This is a genomic window from Kosakonia quasisacchari (assembly GCF_004331415.1).
GTDB lineage: Bacteria > Pseudomonadota > Gammaproteobacteria > Enterobacterales > Enterobacteriaceae > Kosakonia > Kosakonia quasisacchari.
The window spans coordinates 22,885-41,538 of sequence record NZ_SJOP01000013.1; the positions used below are offsets into that span (position 1 = coordinate 22,885).

General features: G+C 53.5%; 15 protein-coding genes. 10 read left to right on the forward strand and 5 right to left on the reverse strand.

Going from position 1 to position 18,654, the window contains the following annotated elements:
- Window positions 1-146: 146 nt before the first annotated feature.
- The 5 genes from uca to E0L21_RS14985 all read left to right on the forward strand — a co-directional run bounded on the left by uca (window position 147) and on the right by E0L21_RS14985 (window position 8,188).
- Window positions 147-3,749: an urea carboxylase gene (uca, locus tag E0L21_RS14965; RefSeq protein WP_131410828.1), complete on the forward strand. Its 3,603-nt coding sequence runs from the start codon at window positions 147-149 to the stop codon at window positions 3,747-3,749.
- Window positions 3,746-5,548 carry an allophanate hydrolase gene (gene atzF, locus E0L21_RS14970; protein ID WP_131410831.1) on the forward strand — a complete coding sequence of 601 codons (1,803 nt, stop codon included), beginning with the start codon at window positions 3,746-3,748 and terminating at the stop codon, window positions 5,546-5,548. Before uca ends, atzF begins: the two co-directional genes overlap by 4 nt.
- Window positions 5,549-5,647: 99 nt before the next feature.
- A complete protein-coding gene (locus E0L21_RS14975) occupies window positions 5,648-6,031 on the forward strand; it encodes a biofilm formation regulator BssR (RefSeq protein WP_017456065.1) in 384 nt (127 codons plus the stop codon).
- A 189-nt stretch (window positions 6,032-6,220) separates the two neighbouring features.
- Window positions 6,221-7,327, forward strand: a complete 1,107-nt coding sequence (locus E0L21_RS14980; RefSeq protein WP_131410833.1) for a PQQ-dependent sugar dehydrogenase — start codon at window positions 6,221-6,223, stop codon at window positions 7,325-7,327.
- Window positions 7,328-7,576: 249 nt separating this feature from the next.
- Entirely contained in the window at window positions 7,577-8,188 is a 612-nt protein-coding gene (locus E0L21_RS14985; RefSeq protein ID WP_131410835.1) for a protein phosphatase CheZ, read from the forward strand.
- A 290-nt stretch (window positions 8,189-8,478) separates the two neighbouring features.
- Here the strand turns inward: E0L21_RS14985 and E0L21_RS14990 are convergent, their stop codons facing one another.
- A complete protein-coding gene (locus tag E0L21_RS14990; protein ID WP_017456069.1) occupies window positions 8,479-9,384 on the reverse strand; it encodes a flagellin N-terminal helical domain-containing protein in 906 nt (301 codons plus the stop codon).
- Between the two features lie 746 nt (window positions 9,385-10,130).
- Here E0L21_RS14990 and E0L21_RS14995 point away from each other — a divergent pair.
- The 3 genes from E0L21_RS14995 to E0L21_RS15005 all read left to right on the forward strand — a co-directional run bounded on the left by E0L21_RS14995 (window position 10,131) and on the right by E0L21_RS15005 (window position 12,106).
- Entirely contained in the window at window positions 10,131-11,021 is an 891-nt protein-coding gene (locus tag E0L21_RS14995) for a LysR substrate-binding domain-containing protein (protein ID WP_131410837.1), read from the forward strand.
- A gap of 217 nt (window positions 11,022-11,238) precedes the next feature.
- A complete protein-coding gene (locus E0L21_RS15000; protein WP_131410839.1) occupies window positions 11,239-11,592 on the forward strand; it encodes a hypothetical protein in 354 nt (117 codons plus the stop codon).
- Window positions 11,593-11,644: 52 nt separating this feature from the next.
- Entirely contained in the window at window positions 11,645-12,106 is a 462-nt protein-coding gene (locus tag E0L21_RS15005) for a hypothetical protein (protein ID WP_235855244.1), read from the forward strand.
- Window positions 12,107-12,224: 118 nt separating this feature from the next.
- Here E0L21_RS15005 and E0L21_RS15010 read toward each other — a convergent pair whose 3' ends face one another.
- On the reverse strand, window positions 12,225-12,854 hold the full coding sequence (locus E0L21_RS15010; RefSeq protein WP_131410843.1) for a glutathione S-transferase family protein: 630 nt from the start codon (window positions 12,852-12,854) through the stop codon (window positions 12,225-12,227).
- 347 nt (window positions 12,855-13,201) lie between these two features.
- Between E0L21_RS15010 and dacC the strand changes: the two genes are divergently transcribed.
- Window positions 13,202-14,404: a serine-type D-Ala-D-Ala carboxypeptidase gene (gene dacC, locus E0L21_RS15015; protein ID WP_131410845.1), complete on the forward strand. Its 1,203-nt coding sequence runs from the start codon at window positions 13,202-13,204 to the stop codon at window positions 14,402-14,404.
- A 31-nt stretch (window positions 14,405-14,435) separates the two neighbouring features.
- Here dacC and deoR read toward each other — a convergent pair whose 3' ends face one another.
- Both deoR and ybjG read right to left on the reverse strand, forming a co-directional pair.
- Window positions 14,436-15,194 (reverse strand): DNA-binding transcriptional repressor DeoR, encoded by a 759-nt coding sequence (deoR, locus tag E0L21_RS15020; RefSeq protein WP_131410847.1) that lies wholly within the window; start codon window positions 15,192-15,194, stop codon window positions 14,436-14,438.
- 65 nt (window positions 15,195-15,259) lie between these two features.
- Entirely contained in the window at window positions 15,260-15,868 is a 609-nt protein-coding gene (gene ybjG, locus E0L21_RS15025) for an undecaprenyl-diphosphate phosphatase (RefSeq protein ID WP_131410849.1), read from the reverse strand.
- A 274-nt stretch (window positions 15,869-16,142) separates the two neighbouring features.
- Between ybjG and E0L21_RS15030 the strand changes: the two genes are divergently transcribed.
- Window positions 16,143-17,375 (forward strand): MFS transporter, encoded by a 1,233-nt coding sequence (locus E0L21_RS15030; RefSeq protein ID WP_131410851.1) that lies wholly within the window; start codon window positions 16,143-16,145, stop codon window positions 17,373-17,375.
- 30 nt (window positions 17,376-17,405) lie between these two features.
- Here E0L21_RS15030 and E0L21_RS15035 read toward each other — a convergent pair whose 3' ends face one another.
- A complete protein-coding gene (locus E0L21_RS15035) occupies window positions 17,406-18,608 on the reverse strand; it encodes an MFS transporter (protein ID WP_131410853.1) in 1,203 nt (400 codons plus the stop codon).
- Between the last annotated feature and the right edge of the window lie 46 nt (window positions 18,609-18,654).

Genomic DNA, 18,654 nt, shown 5'->3' on the forward strand with positions numbered 1-18,654 from the left:
CCCGCTGGCAGCGCCTGCGTCAGGTGATTTACCACCTGTTTGCCGTTCGCGCCGGGCGCATCGTGGCGTAAATGTATTTTCCCCATGGACGACCATGCGGTGAGCCGATTTTCGGCGGGACGACCCGCCACGATTGAGTCTGACCTATGTTGACGAAACTCCTGATCGCAAACCGCGGGGCGATTGCCTGCCGTATTCTGCGCACCCTGCGCGCCATGAACGTGGGCGGCGTGGCGGTCTACTCTGAAGCGGATATCAGTAGCCTGCATATCCGCGAAGCCGACGAAGCCATCAGCCTTGGCGACGGTCCGGCGGCGAATACCTATCTGGTGAGTGAGAAAATTATTACGGCTGCTAAAGAGAGTGGCGCGCAGGCGATTCACCCCGGCTACGGTTTTCTCTCGGAAAATGCGGCGTTCGCCGAAGCCTGTGAAGCGGCGGGAATTGCTTTTGTTGGCCCGACGCCGGAGCAACTGCGCCTCTTCGGCCTGAAACATACCGCGCGTGCGCTGGCAAAAAAACACGGCGTGCCGATGCTGGAAGGCACCGAACTGCTGGCGGACGTGGGTGAAGCATTACGCGCCGCTCAAACTGTGGGTTACCCGGTGATGCTGAAAAGTACGGCGGGCGGCGGCGGTATCGGTATGCGCGTCTGTTATCACGCTGACGAGCTTAATGACGCCTTCGACGCCGTGGTGCGGTTGGGGAAAAACAACTTTAGCGATGCGGGCGTGTTTATCGAGAAGTACATCGAACGCGCGCGTCACCTTGAAGTGCAGTTATTTGGCGATGGCAACGGCGAGGTGATTGCCCTCGGTGTGCGCGACTGTTCCGTGCAGCGCCGCAACCAGAAAGTGCTGGAGGAGACGCCCGCGCCCAATTTACCCGCCGGGATGGAAGCAGCGCTGTGCGCGGCGGCAATCACGCTGGGGAAAGCGGTCAATTACCGTAGCGCAGGCACGGTTGAGTTTGTTTACGACAGCGACGCGCAGCGCTTTTACTTCCTTGAAGTGAACACCCGCTTGCAGGTGGAGCATGGCGTCACCGAGCAGGTGTGGGGTGTTGATCTGGTGCGCTGGATGATTGCGCTCGCTGCCGGAGAATTGCCGTCGCTTGCCACGCTGCGGGAAAGCCTTTCCCCGAACGGGCACGCGATTCAGGCGCGCGTGTACGCCGAAGATCCTGGCCGTCAGTTTCAGCCTTCACCTGGGCTACTCACCGACGTGTTTTTTCCGGTGGATGATCGCAAGGCATTGCGTATCGACCGTTGGGTGGAATCCGGTTGTGAAGTGCCGCCTTTTTTTGACCCGATGCTGGCGAAAATCATCGCCTGGCAGCCTACGCGAACAAAGGCTATCGATGCACTGCATAGCGCGCTCGGCGAAACGCGGCTGTACGGCGTAGAAACCAACCACAGTTATTTACAGCAAATTTTAACCTTCGCGCCGTTCGCCAGCGGTAAACCCTGGACGCGCTGCCTCGAAGGGCTAACTTACCAGGCCAGCACACTGGAAGTGCTCAGCGCCGGAACACAAACCACCGTGCAGGATTATCCGGGCCGCGTGGGGTACTGGGCGGTCGGTGTGCCGCCCTCCGGGCCGATGGACAGCCTGGCATTGCGCCTCGGCAACCGCCTGCTCGGCAATGATGAACAGACGGCCGCGCTTGAGATCACGCTGAGCGGGCCGATGCTGAAATTCAACTGCGACGCGCAACTGGTGGTCACCGGTGCGGAGATCGCCGTCGCGCTTGATGGCGAACCGCAACCCAACAACCACGTCTTGCGTGTGCGTGCCGGGATGACGCTTAGCATCGGGGAAATACGCGGCGATGGCGTACGCAGCTATGTGTGCCTGCGCGGTGGTTTTAGCGTGCCCGATTATCTCGGCAGCAAAAGTACCTTTACCCTCGGCCAGTTCGGTGGCCACGCCGGGCGAGCGCTGCGTACCGGTGACGTGCTGCATCTGCCACCGTTAACGTCGTCAGTCGCAGATTCTGCGCTGCCGCCAGCCTTGCACACTACGCTGGCAAGCGTGCGCGAACTGCGGGTGATTTATGGCCCGCACGGCGCGCCGGAGTATTTCACACCGGCGTATATGACGACCTTTTTTGCCACCGACTGGGAAGTGCATTTCAACTCCAGCCGCACCGGTGTGCGATTGATTGGCCCGAAACCGGAGTGGGTACGTGACAGCGGCGGCGAGGCGGGTCTGCATCCGTCGAACATTCATGACAATCCGTACGCCATTGGCGCGGTGGATTTTACCGGCGATATGCCGGTGATCCTCGGCCCGGATGGCCCAAGCCTCGGCGGTTTTGTCTGCCCGGTGACGGTGATCGAAGCCGATTTGCACGCCATCGGGCAACTGAAAGCGGGCGATAAAGTGCGTTTTATCCCGGTGGATATCGCCACTGCGCGCCAACTGGCGCAAGCGCAGGAAACACTCATCAGCCACCTGCAACCACAGCAGGCTGCGTGGCAAGCGGCTGAACTGGCTTCCCCGATTGTGTTGGTGCGCGGCGAGGCGGACAAACGGTTGGTGGCGCGCCTTTCTGGCGACACACACCTGCTGCTGGAGATTGGTGAGGCGGAGCTGGATCTGGTGCTGCGTTTTCGCGCGCACGCCTTAATGCAGGCGCTGGAATCCCGTGCGCTGGCGGGCGTTATCGACCTGACGCCAGGCATTCGCTCGCTGCAAATTCACTATCGGCCGGAAACGCTGAGCCTTACGCAATTGCTGGAAGTGGTTGCCGGGTTGTGGCAGGGCGTCTGTGAGCGAGAAGATCTGGATGTGCCGTCACGCATTGTCTGGCTGCCGCTGTCGTGGGACGACCCGGCGTGCCAGAAAGCTATCGATAAATACATGACCACCGTGCGCCGCGACGCGCCGTGGTGTCCGAGTAACCTGGAGTTTATCCGCCGTATTAATGATCTGGCGAACCTCGATGAGGTGTACAAAACGGTGTTCGACGCCAGCTACCTGGTGATGGGGCTGGGTGATGTTTATCTCGGGGCACCCGTCGCCACGCCGCTCGATCCTCGCCACCGGCTGGTGACCACCAAATACAACCCGGCGCGCACCTGGACGGCGGAAAACTCGGTTGGTATCGGCGGCGCGTATCTCTGCGTATATGGCATGGAAGGGCCGGGCGGTTACCAGTTTGTGGGCCGCACGCTGCAAATGTGGAATCGCTATCATACGGTCGAGGAGTTCGGCGGCAAGCCCTGGTTGCTGCGCTTCTTCGACCAGATCCGTTTCTATCCGGTTTCTGCTGATGAGTTGCTGACCATCCGCCGCGACTTTCCGTTGGGGCGTTATCCGCTGCGCATTGAGCCTACCACGCTGCAACTGGCGCAGTATCAACAGTTCCTTGCCGATGAAGCCCCGGGCATTGACGCGTTCCGTCGCCAGCAACAAGGCGCGTTCGACGCCGAGCGCCAGCGCTGGATTGCCAGCGGGCAGGCACATTTCGATAGCAGCGATGTGTTGCTGGAAGCGGAAGATGACGCACCGCTAAGCGCCGGGCAACTGGGGGTGGATAGCCCGGTTTCCGGTAATCTGTGGCAGGTGAATGTGGAAATCGGTAAATCCGTACGAGAAGGCGACGTGCTGGTGGTGCTGGAATCGATGAAGATGGAAATCCCATTACTCGCCACCCACAACGGTGTGGTGAGCCAGGTGCGCGTGCAGCCAGGTAGCCAGGTGCGCGCGGGTCAGTGTGTGGTGGTGCTGGAGAAAACGTTATGACACATCCTGTTGATTTACGCCTCGACGCACTGGCGCAGGCATACCGCGACGGGCGTTTTACGCCGCGCACTGTCATCGCGCAACTGCGTGAGCGGGCGATAGCGCTTAACCCTGAGTTCAACGCCTTTATTTATCTTCTCAGCGACGCGGAGCTGGAGCCGTATCTGGCGGCGCTCGACGACGTACCGCCAGAGAGCTTACCGCTGTATGGCGTGCCGTTTGCCATCAAAGACAATATTGACCTGGCGGGGATCGCCACCACCGCAGCCTGCCCGGCATTTGCCTACACCGCGAGCGAAGATGCGACTATTGTCGCGCAACTGATTGCACTGGGCGCGGTGCCGCTGGGGAAAACGAATCTCGATCAGTTCGCCACCGGTTTAAATGGCACGCGCTCGCCCTATGGCGCGTGTCGCAACAGCGTGCTGGCCGATTACCCGGCGGGGGGCTCCAGCGCCGGGTCTGCGCTGGCGGTGGCGCTGGGGATCGCCAGTTTTGCGTTGGGTACGGATACCGCTGGAAGCGGGCGCGTTCCGGCAGCGTTAAATAACCTGGTTGGGCTTAAAGCGAGCAAAAGGCTCATCTCTACGGCCGGTGTGGTGCCGGCCTGCCGCACGCTGGACTGCGTGACATTTTTCACCGCGACGGCGGCGGAAGCCAGCCAGTTGCTGGCGTTAACGGCGGTTAAAGACGCGCGGGACGAATACAGCCGGGCTAACCCGGCATGGAACAGTGCGCAGGCATTTGGCGTGCCAGAACCCGGTTTTCGCTTCGGTGTGCCGGACAGGCTGGAGTTCTTGGGGGGTGCGCAGAGTGAGTCGCTGTTTCACGAGGCCCAAAACCGCTTGATAGCGTTGGGTGGTGTGCCGGTCACTATCGACTTTTCACCGTTCCTCGCGGCGGCAAAACTGCTGTATGAAGGCCCGTGGGTGGCGGAGCGTTATCATGTGGCGGGAGCATTGATGGAGCAGCAGCCGGAGGCGGTGTTGCCAGTGATCCGCGACGTGCTCGGCAATGCGCCAGCCATGAGCGCAGTCGTCGCGTTTGCGGCGCAGTACCAGTTGCAGCGCTACAAAGCGCGGTGCGATGCGATTCTGGCGGAGCTGGAGTGCGTGCTGACGCCAACCTATCCGCGCCCAGTGACGCTGGCTGAACTGGCTGAGGAACCGGTCAAGCGCAATTCGGATCTGGGGTTCTATACCAACTTTATGAACCTGCTGGATTACGCTGCGGTCGCGGTGCCCACAGGCACAATGGCGAATGGTTTACCTTCTGGCGTGACACTGTTTGGCCGCCTGTTCACCGATCAATACTTATTAAGCCTTGCTGATGCGTTACAGCGTAGCCAGCCACTGGCGTTGCCGGGTGGCAGAGAAATGCGCCGTGTCGCGCCTGGCCGCGTGGCGACAAATGACCGCATGTCGATTGTTGTGTGCGGCGCACATCTGGATGGGCTGGCACTCAATTTCCAGCTTCGTCAGCGCGGGGCCACGCTGCGCGGCGCAACCCGCAGTGCTCCTCACTACCGTTTGTATGCATTAGCGGACGGCAAACGACCAGGCATGGTGCGGGATACCGCGCAAGGCGCGGCGATCGCCGTGGAAGTGTGGGAACTGCCACACAGTGAAGTGGGATCTTTTCTTGCCGGTATTCCGGCTCCGCTCGGATTGGGTAAGGTTGAGCTGGAGGACGGTCGCTGGCTGACGGGATTCATTTGTGAGAATTATGGGTTGCTGGGTGCGCGGGATATCACAGATTACGGTGGTTGGCGTGCGTGGCTCACTTTAAGTGAAATGTAAAGGTCCGGTAGATAAAATTAAATATTGACCGGACGCATGCTTTTGTTCAAAAAGCGACCATACTATGATCCTACACTGGCTGACAAGGGGGGAAGATGTATGACCGTTGATGAACTTGCGCGTCGTCTGCTGACGAAGTTGATTGCTGCCCGAAGTGACCTTGCGGCCTATATCCAGATGCGAAAAGCGAAAGGGTACATGTCGGTCAGCGAAAATGATCGTCTGCGTGAACGCTTCTTTGCCCTGGCGCTGGAGATCCGCGATAAAGGCGAACGGTTAAACGAAATGCCGGATCGCGACTCACGCAGTGCGATATACCGTGCCGAGGAAGCGCTCTCCTCAGCAGCTGTTTGTCTGATGAGCGGGCGACAGGATTGTCCCACCTACATTTCGGTGAATGTCGACAAGCTGGAACGTTCTCTGAATGTGCTTAATTACTGCATTCAGTATTTGAACGAACATTCACCGCTCGAAGAAGCCTGATACCAGGGGGAGGAAGCTCCCCCTTTCTGCGTATACGCCCTCCACACTGCTGTACCTGAATCCCCAGCGGCTTTTCTGCAACAACCGCGATGCGAATGTGGTTGTGTATAGGTAATGTAAAAGTCGCTTTTGCCCGCGCTGTGCGGTCTACCCTTTATCAGAATAAAAAACCGCATAAAGGAGCGCCGTATGCGCCAGATCCCGCTGCTTTTTCTCTTTCTCTCCACCTCTGTGTTCGCCGCGCCTGCTGCGGTGAAAGTTGACGTGTTACAAACCAAACTTGATCATCCCTGGGCGCTGGCTTTCCTGCCTGATAATCACGGCATGTTAATTACCCTGCGCGGCGGGCAACTGCGTTTATGGCAGCAAGGGAAGGGGATTTCCGATCCGATTACGGGGGTTCCCAAAGTCTGGGCGCATGGCCAGGGGGGCTTGCTGGATGTGGCGCTGGCCCCGGATTTTGCTCAGTCGCGCCGGGTGTGGCTGAGCTACGCCGAAGCGGGTCAGGATGATAAAGCCGGAACAGCGGTGGGGTATGGTCGCCTTAGCGAGGATTTTAAACGCCTCGACGATTTCCAGGTGGTGTTCCGCCAGCAGCCGAAACTCTCCACCGGTAACCATTTTGGTGGCCGGCTGGTGTTTGATGGTAAAGGCAATTTATGGATTGCGCTGGGCGAGAATAACCAGCGTTCGACGGCGCAGGATCTGGATAAATTACAGGGCAAACTGGTGCGGCTGACCGATCAAGGCAAAGTGCCAGAGGATAACCCGTTTGCTGGCAAAGCGGGCGCGCGAGCGGAAATCTGGTCTTACGGTATTCGCAATCCGCAGGGGATGGCGATGAACCCGTGGAGTAACGCGTTGTGGCTCAACGAGCATGGTCCGCGTGGTGGTGATGAGATCAATATTCCGCAAAAGGGTAAAAATTACGGCTGGCCGATTGCCACCTGGGGCATCAACTACAGCGGGCTGAAGATCCCGGAAGCGAAAGGCGGGATTGTCGCGGGAACCGAACAGCCAATCTTCTACTGGAAAAAATCCCCGGCGATCAGTGGCATGGCTTTCTACCATGCTGATGTGTTTCCGCAATGGAAAAACAAATTGTTTATTGGCGCGCTGAAAGATAAAGATGTCATCGTCATGACCGTACAGGGCGACAAGGTGACGGAAGATGGCCGTATTCTGGGCGATCGCGGGCAGCGCATACGCGATGTGCGCATTGGGCCGGACGGCTATTTATATGTGCTGACTGATGAATCTGACGGTGAGTTGTGGAAAGTCAGCCCAACCTCCTGAAGTAGAAAGGGGATATTCCCCCCTTTCTTCATTCTGCGTATTATTCGTCGATACTTTCCTTTTTTCTGTTAACAGGTGAAAACTATATTTTGTTTTTATATAAGTATTTCCTGTTGGTTATTTTTAAATAAACTCATGCCTCTTTTTTTATGTTAATAGCGGCTGGCTATGTGGCGTCTTTTATTTAAGTGTCAGCATCGATTGCCGATAACTGAATATCTTAGCGTATGCATTAAAGGAGAAGTGATAATGCATCATCAAGGTATTTCGGGTGCGTCGACGGATATTTATGAATTGATTTCCCGCATTGGCAACGTCACCCGCATGTTAAGAAGCAGCCTGCGTGAGTTAGGCCACGATATCACCATTGTTGAACTGGCTAACTCTATTCCGGATGCGCGCAGTCGGTTGCAGTACGTGGTCGATCTGACGGCCCAGGCATCCGGCAAGACGCTCAACTATATCGAACTGACACAACCTTTTCAGGAGCAACTGAGCCAGCAAGCGAACCAGTTGCTTTCGCAATGGCAGCAGCATAATGAAGCCGCAAGTATCGACGAGACAATGGCGCTTGCCCGCGCCACGCGCGTCTGGCTGGACTCGGTTCCCTATTGCACCGAAGTCACAAAATCCTACCTGCGGGAAATTATGCTGGCGCAGGATTTCCCGGATACCACGGCGCGGATCATTTTGCGCATGATGGCATTGCTGGAAAATATTGAGAAAGAGTTCCTGAATGTGCTGTTAGATAACGTACCGCGAGAAGGGCGCGCGGCCATCAATAAAGCCAGCGCTGATTCTGCTTCGCAACTGGCCGGGCAAGAGGATATTGACGAGTTGCTTAATAGCCTTGGCCTGTAATGTATTTTGTGCGTGCTTCACCCTCGTTGTAGTGCTTATTGATATCCTCTAATTTTTCTTTTGGTGAATGCAATACTCTTGCATTCACTTTTTTTGGCTGTTTATTTCTCGTAAAAATCTCATTCCTTTAAATAAAAAAATCCCGCAATGCCATCAACATATGCGGGATAAAAAAGAACAATAAACTCGTTATGCTCAATGAAGCCCGCCCTCATGACAAAGCGGGTGTTAGTCAAAGGAATGACATCTTTAAAATCCGCTCTGAAGGAGGTAAGCGGATTTCACACAACTTAACGCAACAGGGACAGCATGGTTTGCGGAACCTGGTTAGCCTGCGCCAGTACGGAGCTGCCAGCTTGCTGCAGGATCTGCGAACGGGACATGTTAGAGACTTCGGTTGCATAGTCAGAATCCTGAATACGGCTGCGCGCTGCCGACAGGTTGTTCGTCGTATTGTTAAGGTTGGAAATGGTTGATTCAAAACGGTTCTGGGAAGCACCGAGCAGGCTGCGTTCAGTATCCACGGCTTTGATGGCTTTATCCAGATCGGCCAGTGGATTACCATCCGTTGTGCCGCCGGAGCTCACCACGCCCTGCAGCACATCAAAGCCATGTGCGTCAGTGGAACGTGCGCTGCCGTTAACGATCTGGCCTGTGGTAGCGGCCGTTGCACCGGTGGTGTTGTAGAGGTTGAACGCATCGCTGCTGCTCACGGTAATGCTGATAGTTTCGCCATCTTTCGCGCCAACCTGGAAATTATATTGGCTGTCGCCCGAACCGGTATTCAGCACTTTCAGGCCGTTAAAATCGGTCTGGGTGGTAATACGATTGATCTCTTCCATACGCTGGTTAACTTCCGCCTGAATGGAGTCGACATCGGATGCGGAGTTGGAGCCATTCTGCGCCTGCACAGTCAGGTCACGGATACGCTGCAGGTTATTGTTCACTTCGCTCAGTGCGCCTTCGGTGGTTTGCGCCAGCGAGATACCGTCATTCGCGTTACGTACTGCAACGGAGAGACCATTAATATTGGATGTGAAACGGTTAGCAATTGCCTGACCAGCGGCATCATCTTTTGCGCTATTAATACGCAGACCGGATGACAGACGTTCAATAGAGGTGCCTAATGAAGACTGAGATTTGCTCAGGTTATTTTGGGTCATTAAAGACAAGGTGTTGGTATTAATAACAGCCATTTCATTTCTCCAGGAATATAGAATTAATCTATGAGTATTGCCCAATATTGCTTGGCGAAAATGATATCGTCCGTACGGAATAAAACTTTAAATTTAAATGGCTAATAGTTTATTTTTATAAATGAAGCTGTTTAATACCATGATTTTATAGCTAATAGCGGTTGTAAATATATTTTAATTGCCACTGATGTATTCTATTTTAATAATACTTATAGGTGCTTCCGATCATAATTCAGGATAGGTGAATGATAAGTAAGAATAACCGCATAAGCTTATTTTAGTGTTGCTAAACTATAATTAAGTATGATTTAATTTTTTATCTAAAAAGATTATTTTTTATAACCTCAACCCAAGTAAATTTGCTTTTCCTGACGCAAGGATGCTGTTAGGCTGATATTTAAACATGTTGCTATTTCCAATGTTATTTTTTGAAAAGGTTAAATGTTGTACATAATGTGAGTACTAAAAGCAAATTCTTACATTATTGCATCGGTGTATTCTATTAGACGATTGATGATATGAATTAACAATTAAAGTTTTGCGCCAGATTTTCGATTCTTGATAAGCAAGATTATTGTGTTCTTATATAACTAATAACTGAATAGTTACGCCGGGAATGGTACTTAAATTAAATTTAGCACGAAAAATCACGCATCAGTCGCGGTAGTGTTTGCTAGCCTGGCTGAATATAAAAGGCTTATGTGATGTTTTGTGTTTTTTTGTCTGCACACGGGAGAGCTGATTTTATGAGAACGCAAGATTTGGAATACTTCGTCGCGTTGATAAAACATATGAATTTTCAGAAGGCGGCAGAGGAGTGCGATGTTTCTCAACCCACCCTGAGCATCCAAATCAAAAAACTGGAAGAGGAATTAGGCATTCCGTTGCTGCACCGTAAAGGCAAAGTTTTCAGCTTGTCGCCTATCGGTTTGCATCTGTTACCGCTGATTGAAAATATTCTTCGTGAGGTGCATAACCTTCACGAACTGGCGCAGCGTCTACGCTTTCAACCGGTTGGCGTTATTAACATTGGTGTGATACCGACGCTTGGATCCTATATATATGAAGACCTGTTTAGCGCCTTCAAAGAAAAATTCCCGGATAATGAGATCAAGCTACATGAAGTCAGTGAAGATAATTTGCTGAGTATGTTAGGAAAAGGGCAATTACAGTTGGGGTTACTGATTGGCCCTATTGATAACGCTAACTTCCTTGAAGCCCAGCTCTATGAAGAGCAATTTGTATTGGGTGTAAACAACAGTCATCCGTTGTCTAAACAAAAAGCTATTGATCTCAGCGAGTTGAAAAAGCATAAGCTCATTATGACCAAATCGATGCCGGAACATCTTAATCTTGAACCTGGCAGTGAAGAGATACTCAACCATGCGCGGAGTATTTCAAACGACCTGGAAACTATCAGATATATGGTAAAACACTCGGATAATGTCTCGTTTTTTCCGAAGCTTTCAACGCTCGGCAACGATCACAATAGTATTAAATATATTAACATCAAAGATAATAATTTATCGCGCCGGGTTTTTATGATGGTACGTGAAGGCGATATTATGAAAGAAAAATATTACAGTTTTGGCAGCGATGTCGGCGGCAGAATTAACGCCAGACTGAATACATTGTAGTGGCTTTTTTATTTTTAATTCGATTGTAATAACAGCGACATGTTCGCTTGTTATGAGAATATGTTGAGATACAAACGTTGCATTTTTTAAAAAGTGTTTGTTTCTCAGCAATATTGCTATGCCTTTAATTTATAATATGTCTGTTTTATCGCTCTTATTCGTCAATGAAAACGCCAGAATTATACGCTGGAAAATTTAATGATGTCAGAGGTGACTCATGTTTCTTAACTCAAAATATACCAACGTTCATCGTTCGTTGCTCGCGGTTATCAAGCCGGCATTAAATGAGCATGTATTTGAAAACAAAAGAACGGATGCCTGCTTTGCGCTGAAAAAATTGATGGCGCTATATAATGAGCTTCGCGTTGAACTGACGGCGCATTCATACCCGCCAGAGTTGACTGATTTTTTATTTACCTATGAATGTGCGTTGATAACACTGGATGATTATTTAAATTCCAACACCCCCAGAGAAATGAACAATACCATTCACACCTGTTTTCAGTTTATAGAAACTGTTCCGGTATTACTTCGGCGTGTTTCGGTTCAGTACCGCATGCAAGCCATATGAAAATTAATTATTCAGCTGTAATGAAAATCTTATATCACTTTACGAGATGGGTATGATGGATAATGTCGCCACTGAGCAGTTAGGTCTGTCGTTAGAACGGGCAAGTTTTTTAAAGAAAAGATCGCAATCATTTCTATCGGCTGCCAGACAATCTGGTTTAGCGGATCACTCTTTTACTCAGCAGGATGACGCGCTGAGTGATGATCATGCTGCGGTGATATCGGGTATGGAGTGTGGCGAAGAGGTGACGCTCTTGCTGGAGAGTTTGCAGAATATCGATTTTGCTATCCATAAACTCGACGCGATAAATAATGATGAAGTGGCAGAACCCGACGTGATGGCTTTTTATCAGGATGCAATCGAACTTCTTGATGAGGCAGAAGCGCTGCTGGAGGAGTGCTGTGAAGTCGATCTTATTGACTACGCAACGGATGAGATCGAATGGGATGAAAGTAGCCTGGTTCCCTTAGAAGATGATTCATTGTTTGCGGATGTCGAGGGCGAAGAGGAGTAGTGTGTCTGCTCCTGGCCACAAGACCTGCGTGTTACCGCGTGGGTATACCGGATGGCGCTGGGCATATTTCATCACCAACAGCAGGCGATAATGTCAGCGCCACCGGTCAAAAAAATTATCAGGTCACCGGGATCATTACCGCGTTTTTGAAGCCGGGGCGTTCGCATAATTCCGCATACCAGCGTTGCAGATTGGTGTGCGATGCCCAGCGCAATCCGGGGATATTGTAGAGATTATAGATAAATGGCCCGACGGCGATATCCCCGCAGCCAAAGGCCTGCCCGGAGAGCCACGGCTGCTTTGCCAGCGCATCATCCAGTAGCGCGAACATCTCATCCAGCGCGCTTTTGCTGGCTTCAAGCGCGGCATTGTCACGCTGTTCCGGCGCAGTGCGCACCAGCCCCTGCAGCAGCGGGCCATGTTTCGGGGAGAGAGTGCTCAGCGCCCAGTCCATCCACTTTTCCCCTTGTGCACGCTCAGCGGGGGATTCAACCCACAAACGGCCCTGACCGTACTGTGCCGCCAGGTAACGCACGATGGTGTTGGATTCCCACAGCACCACATTGGTTTCATCATCACGCAGCAGCGGCACCAGACCATTCGGATTCATCGCCAGATAGTCAGGCTCATTGTTCACGCCAAACTCTCTGCCCGCCAGAATATGCTGATACGGTAATTCCAGCTCTTCCAGCAGCCAGCGAACTTTTTTGACATTAGTCGAGTTATTTCTGCCCCATAGCGTTATCATTTTTACCTCAGTGGTGTGAATGAGTGTCGGTGTGACATTCATCGTGTGCCAATCTCCGTCATTCTTCAAGTTGCAGATGCGCGGGTTTTGTTACCGGTTCATTCGTAAGCGTCGCGCCTTCGGCGCCAGCGCAAGCACAGCCCGACGCGCGAGGGCGTTTTGTCTTGCAACTCGAATTATTCAGGGGATAAATATTCAGTACAAACGGAGCGCAACATGCTGTTATTGCGTAAACTTTAAAAACTTTACCCAGTGACGGTTTTTTTCGTTTCATTTGTGCGCTATTACTCACCGTTTGTTGCGGCACGGTGTTGTGACGTTTTTGAATGGATACTCGGGTGGCCCCTATGACGCATTTCTCTTTATCCCTTCGCAGCCTGGTTGCGGGCTCTGCGCTGTTGATGCTTTTCTCCCCTTCGTTGTACGCGGTGGAACAAACGCCGGGTGCGCCTCCGGTCGATGCGAGAGCATGGATCCTGATGGATTACGCCAGCGGCAAGGTGCTGGCAGAAGGTAACGCTGACGAGAAGCTCGATCCTGCCAGCCTCACAAAATTGATGACCAGCTATGTGGTTGGTCAGGCGTTGAAAGCCGGAAAAATTCACCTCACCGATACGGTGACCGTCGGTAAAGACGCCTGGGCGACAGGCAACCCGGCGCTGCGCGGATCTTCGCTGATGTTCCTGAAACCTGGCGACCAGGTTTCCGTTGCCGATCTCAACAAAGGCGTGATTATCCAGTCCGGTAACGACGCCAGCATCGCCATCGCAGATTTCGTGGCGGGCAGCCAGGACTCATTCGTCAGCCTGATGAACAGCTATGCGCAAAAACTCGGTCTGACCAATACCACTTTTAAAACGGTACATGGCCTGGATGCGCCAGGGCAGTTCAGTACCGCGCGCGATATGGCGCTGCTCGGTAAAGCACTGATTCATGACGTGCCGGATGAGTACGCCATTCATAAGGAGAAAGAGTTCACCTTCAATAAGATCCGCCAGCCGAACCGTAACCGGTTGCTGTGGAGTACCGGTATGAATGTGGATGGCATGAAAACCGGCACCACCGACGGTGCGGGTTACAACCTGGTAGCTTCAGCGACGCAGGGCAATATGCGCCTGATTTCTGTGGTGTTGGGCGCGAAAACTGACCGCATCCGTTTTAATGAGTCAGAAAAATTGCTGACGTGGGGTTTTCGTTTCTTCGACACGGTGACCCCGATTAAACCCGACGCGACGTTTGTCAGCCAACGTGTCTGGTTTGGTGATAACAGCGAAGCAAAACTTGGCGCTGGTGAAGCGGGATCTATTACCATTCCTAAGGGGCAGATGAATAACCTGAAAGCCAGCTACACCTTGACACAGCCGGAACTGCAGGCGCCGCTGGCCAAAGGCCAGGTGGTGGGCACTATCGATTTTCAGTTGAACGGTAAAACCATTGAGCAACGCCCGCTGGTGGTGATGGAGGCGGTGGAAGAGGCCGGTTTCATCGGCCGGATGTGGGATTTTGTATTGCTGAAATTCCACCAGTGGTTTGGCGGCTGGTTCTCCTGATACCCAATTGACCGTGCCCGATTGGGCGCGGTCAATAGAGCAACGTTATCTGATTTTTTTTTGCTTCGCTCTCCAGCGCCTCGTCGGGGCGGCAGTCGCTGACCAGCACGTCAAAGCGGCTTAATGCCCCCATGCATGCCGAACGCACTTTCCCGAACTTGCTGTGATCCACCACCAGAACATGGTATTGCGCGCTGGCCATCGCCCAGTGCTTTACCGGCAACTCTTCCAGATTAAAACAGGTCGCGCCCTGCTCGGCATGCACACCCGCCGCCGAATAAAAGGCGATATCCGGGCGCAGATTGTTCAGCGTTTCGTTGAAGTTCAACGGCTTGAAAATAGCGTTGCTGGCGTGAAATTCACCACCGCTGAGAATGGCGCGGCACTGCGGTTTTTCCTGTAACGCCAGAAAGGTGTTCAGGGAGTAACAGACGCCGGTGAAGGGCTGATCGTCCGGGATCGCCTCGATAATCCATGGTGTGGTGGTGCCGCAATCGAAAAAGGCCATCTGATGCGCTTTTAACAGGGAGGCGGCGAGTTTTGCCGCGTGACGCTTCTCTTCTACCAGCCGATTTTTTTGGTCACTTAACAGATAATGGCTGGCGGAGCGCGGCTCCAGTACGATGTAACCACCCAGCAGCACTACCGGCGCGCTGTTGGCGCTGAGATCGCGGCGAATGGTCATTTCAGATACGCCAAGCAGCGTCGCCGCCTCTTTGAGGTGCAGTTTATCGCTGCGCTTGAGCGCCGCCAGCAATTGGCCTATCCGTTCGTCGCGTCTTGTTTCCATAATTCCCCTGAATAAAAGAAAGCCCTGCATTGAGCAGGGCGTTCATATTACCTTTGCCTGGTGGCTTAGTCACGTACCCAGCCGCGGCGAATCAGCATGGCGAAACAGGCGCGATAGATCTGTTGCACACTGTGGTAGAGCGTAGGGCCAAAGCCTTGCCAGAGGATTTGCGCGGACAAACAGCCGCCGATGCCAACCAGCAGCGCGCCGAGCATATCCAGCGGCCAGTGCACACCAAGATAAATACGTGACCAGGCGATGGTCAGCCCGATGACCATCAACAGCGCGCCCGACCATAGACGGTGCCAGGCAAGGAAAGCCACCGCAAAGGTGAAGATCACCGTACCGTGATCGCTCGGGAAGGAGCTATCCGCCGCGTGGTGCAGGAAGTTGTAGCCGACGCGATCGGCAAAGGGACGATCGTGCGGGAAAAAATGCCCCAGTAACGCCGAATAACAGAGACTGACCAACATCGCCAGGGTGACTTTAATCACCAGTTGACGCTGTGCGTTCACCTGCTCGCGTGGACCCCATAGCCAGAGGCCAACCGCCAGCAGCGGCACAATGCTGATTAAATCGCTGGCGGCAAAATCGGCAAACGCAATCAGCCAGCGCGGAGAGTCTGGCGTGGCGTTAATCCAGTAGAACAGGGTGTAATTCAGGCTCTCTAACATACGCTTGTTACTCTTTGATTAAACAATCTACATTGACGCGAAAGCGCCCACCTTAAAAGCGGCATGGTTAACGGTAAAGCGGTTTTGTCTTACTCATCTGAGAGTTAGACGATTCCTGGAGTGAACCACAGAGGGCGTATAGTACGGAGGGGGACTTAAGTGAACCTTAAACGAACTGAAATGTGCTTTATTTAATGTGTGACAGAGAATTTCCTATCGCGGCAAAGCGGCTTTGATTACACTCTGCGCGATTTTTCATAGATGAAGAGATTGCATGCAAAACCATACCTTAACTGGCCAACGTCTGGGACGACGGGCGCTACTGTTTCCCCTCTGCCTGGTGCTTTACGAATTTTCCACCTATATCGCCAACGATATGATCCAGCCCGGCATGTTGGCCGTGGTGGAGCAGTACAACGCTGGCATTGAGTGGGTACCGACCTCCATGACCGCTTACCTTGCGGGCGGCATGTTTTTGCAATGGCTGCTGGGGCCGCTGTCGGATCGCATTGGCCGCCGCCCGGTGATGCTAACCGGCGTGGTGTGGTTTATCGTCACGTGCCTGGCAACACTGCTGGCGCAGGATATTGAGCAGTTCACATTGCTGCGGTTTTTACAGGGTATTAGCTTGTGCTTTATTGGCGCGGTAGGTTACGCGGCGATTCAGGAATCGTTCGAGGAAGCGGTGTGTATCAAAATCACCGCGCTGATGGCAAACGTGGCGCTGATAGCGCCGCTGCTCGGTCCGCTGGTGGGGGCCGCGTGGGTGCATGCTGCACCGTGGCAGGGGATGTTTGTCCTTTTCGCGTTGCTGGCGGCGTTCTCCTTTTTTGGTCTGCAACGGGCGATGCCGGAGACGGCTACGCGGCTGGGTGAAAAGCTCTCTTTTAAAGCGCTGTGGCGCGACTACGCAGAAGTGATGAAGAACCTGCGTTTTGTTGCTGGAGCGTTGGCGACAGGTTTTGTCAGCCTGCCATTGCTGGCGTGGATTGCCCAGTCGCCGATCATTATCATCAGCGGCGAGCAACTGAGTAGTTATGAATACGGCTTGTTGCAGGTGCCGATATTTGGCGCGCTGATTATTGGTAACCTGGTGCTGGCGCGTCTGACGTCTCGGCGTACCGTGCGCGCGTTGATCATTATGGGCGGCTGGCCAATTATGGCCGGGTTGCTGCTGGCGGCTGGCGCTACTCTCGCCTCTTCGCATGCCTATTTGTGGATGACAGCCGGGCTGAGTCTGTACGCGTTTGGTATCGGGCTGGCGAATGCCGGGCTGGTGCGTCTGACGCTGTTTGCCAGCGACATGAGTAAAGGCACCGTTTCGGCAGCGATGGGCATGTTACAGATGTTTATTTTCACCGTCGGTATCGAAATCAGTAAACATGCCTGGCTGAGCGGCGGCAATGGCTTGTTCAGCTTCTTCAACCTGGCTAACGGTGTGCTGTGGCTGGGCTTGATGGTGGTGTTTCTGCGTGATAAACGGGTAGGGAATTCGCTGGAAGGATAGGGCGGCGCTCATCAAAGCGCCGCCCTGTTGTCAGCAAGTTTCAGCTTGCGTTTCCGGGGCCGGTTTGGCGACCGCGCGGGCAACCAGGGCCGCAATCAACACCAGCCCCATCACCACCAACATGGCGCTACGCAGGCCGTAGTGCTCGCCGAGAAAACCGAGCAGCGGCGGGCCGACGAGAAACGCCAGGTAACCGGTGGTGGCGACCACGCTGACGCGGGTTGCCGCATCCGGGCCGGTATCGCTGGCGGCGGAAATGGTCAGCGGGAAACCGAGTGACGCACCAAGCCCCCACAAAATCACTGAAATACCCGCCACCCATGCACTATCAACAAAGATAATCAGCCCGATGCCCAACGCCCCCATCAGGGCGCTGGCGCGTACCACGGTGACCCGGCTGTAACGGTCAATAAACCAGCCGCCGGTAAATCGCCCGACAGTCATTCCAAGGGTGAAACCGGTATAGATAAGCGAGCCGGAAGTCGGGCTAAAGCCATGACCATCCACCATCAATAGCGGCAACCAGTCGTTGGCGGAACCTTCGGCAAATGCCATTGCCAGTACGACCACGCCAATTAGCAGCAGTTGTGTATCACGCCAGAACGGCTGCCCTTTTTTCCCGCGCGCTTTATCTTCGGCGGAGTCTTTGCCGGTGCCAGGCGGAATGGCGGAAATCGCCAGGGTAATGGGAACAATCGCCACCAGCGCTGCTGCCAGAATATGCCAGTTTGCCGCCAGCCCAATAGCGGTAACGCTCATACCAATTCCTGCGCCGACCAACGTGCCGAAGCTGTAAAAACCATGCATCATGGGCAGCACGGTTTTGCCCATTTCGCGCTCAACCACTGCACCTTCGATGTTTATTGCCACTTCGCCCGCGCCCATGCTACCGCCGAAAAAGGCGAGGCCGACCGCAAACAACAGCGGGGAAGCGAACCACAGCGCGATACTCAGCAGCACCATCCCGATGACGCAAAGTGACATGCTGGCGAGGATCACTTTCCGTGCGCCAAAGCGCTTCACCAGCCAACCGGAGGAAAGAATGCCGCTCATCGAACCGACCGACAGACCAAACAGCACCACGCCCATTTCTGCGGTGGAGACCGATAAAATATCGCGGATCGCTGGCGTTCGCGTGGCCCACGACGCCATTAATAGCCCCGGTATAAAAAAGAAGGTAAACAGCGCCCACAAGCGATGTTGCAGGGCTTTTCGCGATGCATTGGTTGTCATAGCTTCACATCAAACAGTGAAAAGGTGAGACAACACTAGCAAGGAA